This is a genomic window from Klebsiella sp. EMBS2024 (genome assembly GCF_036233805.1).
Classification (GTDB): domain Bacteria; phylum Pseudomonadota; class Gammaproteobacteria; order Enterobacterales; family Enterobacteriaceae; genus Klebsiella; species Klebsiella pneumoniae.
The window spans coordinates 1,729,560-1,731,407 of the sequence record NZ_JAZARW010000001.1 but is presented as its reverse complement, the minus strand read 5'-3'; the positions used below and the strand labels follow the sequence as shown (position 1 = coordinate 1,731,407).

The following is a 1,848-nucleotide window of genomic DNA, read 5'->3' as shown; positions in this document are numbered from 1 at the left end:
GGGAAGACCATGGTCTTCCCTTTTTTCACTGTCGAGTTTGCTTTTACAGCGCCATATCGTGCTGCGGCGAGGCCTCGCGCTGCGGCTCTGCCGGCTTGGCAGTCGCGGTAGGTGCGGCCGCTGGCATCTGGATCACCGGCGGTTTCGTCAGCTGCAGGGTCGCAGCGGTGTCATCCCAAACCTGCTGGGTCAGCGCCACGTTACCGTTCAGCTTCTGGCCGTAGCTCGGCACAATAGCGTGAATGCGGCTCTGCCACTCCGGCGAGTTAAACTGCTGCGGGAACATCTGCTTGAGCACGTTCAGGGTGATCGGCGCGGCGGTGGAAGCCCCCGGCGAAGCGCCGAGCAGCGCGGAAATGGTTTTCTGCTGATCGACCACCACTTCGGTACCGAGCTTCAGCACGCCGCCCTTCTCTGCGTCTTTCTTGATGATCTGTACGCGCTGGCCGGCCTGGATCAGTTTCCAGTCTTCTTTACGCGCGTCCGGGTAGTACTCTTTCAGCGCAGCGAAACGGTCATCATCGCTGAGCATCACCTGGCTAACCAGGTATTTCACCAGATCGAAGTTGTCGAGACCGACGTGGGTCATCGGCAGCACGTTATCGGTGGTGGTGGTGCTGAGCAGGTCAAAGAACGAACCATTTTTCAGGAACTTGGTCGAGAAGGTGGCGAATGGCCCGAACAGCACCACGCGCTTACCGTCGAGATAACGAGCGTCAAGGTGCGGCACCGACATCGGCGGCGCGCCGACTGAAGCCTGGCCATACACTTTCTCCAGATGCTGCGCGGTGACCGCCGGGTTCTCGGTCATCAGGAACGAGCCGCCCACCGGGAAGCCGGCATAGTTATCCGCTTCCGGAATACCGGTTTTTTGCAGCAGCTTCAACGCGCCGCCGCCGGCGCCGATAAAGACGTATTTGGCGTCAATAGTCTGCGCTTCCCCGCTCTGCACATTCTTAATCGTTACGTGCCAGGAGTTGTCGGCATTACGTTTGAAATCCGTTACCTCAGAGGAGGTCTGCAGGGTGAAGTGGTTATTTTTCTTCAGGCTGCCGATCAGCTGGCGAGTGATTTCGCCGTAGTTGACATCGGTACCCACCGGCGTCCAGGTGGCTGCCACTTTCTGCTGCGGATCGCGGCCTTCCATCACCAGCGGCGCCCACTGTTTAATTTGCGCGTGATCGGTGGAGAATTTCATCCCCTGGAATAAGGTGGTCTGCTGCAGCGCGTTATAACGCTTCTGCAGATAATCCACATTATCACCCCAGACGAAGCTCATATGCGGCGTGGAATTAATAAACGAGTGCGGATCGTGCAAAATACCGCGTTTCACCTGTGCCGACCAGAACTGACGGGAAATCATAAATTGCTCGTTAATATCGAGCGCTTTGCTGACGTCAATCGACCCGTCCGCCCGCTCCGGCGTATAGTTCAGCTCCATATTCGCCGAGTGGCCAGTACCGGCATTATTCCAGCCGTTGGAAGACTCCAGCGCCACGCCGTCCAGTTTCTCCACCATGGTCAGATCCCAGTCCGGCTGCAGCGCCTGCAGCCAGGTGCCGAGCGAGGCGCTCATGATCCCGCCGCCAATCAGCAGGAAGTCGGTTTTTTTCGAGGTATCCGCTTCAGCATGCGTCGCCGCGCTGACGAACATCGCTAATGCGGTTAAGGAAATAATCGTTTTTTTCATTGCAGGCATAATAGAATTATCACGTAGCACACGGTCATAAGAGGCAGCATATTAACGCACTTTTACTTTATTTTAAAATATCATTTACACTCTCGCATTTTAAACCAAACAGTTATTTAACTTAAAAAATCAATTTTAAAAACAGAGCGAAGACGGAT

Annotated in this window: 1 protein-coding gene; it reads right to left on the bottom strand. The window is 55.4% G+C overall.

Annotated elements, in window-relative coordinates; all coding sequences use genetic code 11:
* Positions 1-43: 43 nt before the first annotated feature.
* The gene (gene mqo / locus VZP09_RS07730) at positions 44-1,654 is read right to left on the bottom strand and encodes a malate dehydrogenase (quinone) (RefSeq protein ID WP_229537325.1); all 1,611 of its coding nucleotides are present in this window, start codon (positions 1,652-1,654) and stop codon (positions 44-46) included.
* Between the last annotated feature and the right edge of the window lie 194 nt (positions 1,655-1,848).

Excerpts from the sequence above, each read along its gene's own strand:
- mqo (WP_229537325.1), bottom strand. The coding sequence starts at position 1,654 with ATGTTCGTCAGCGCGGCGACGCATGCTGAAGCGGATACCTCGAAAAAA.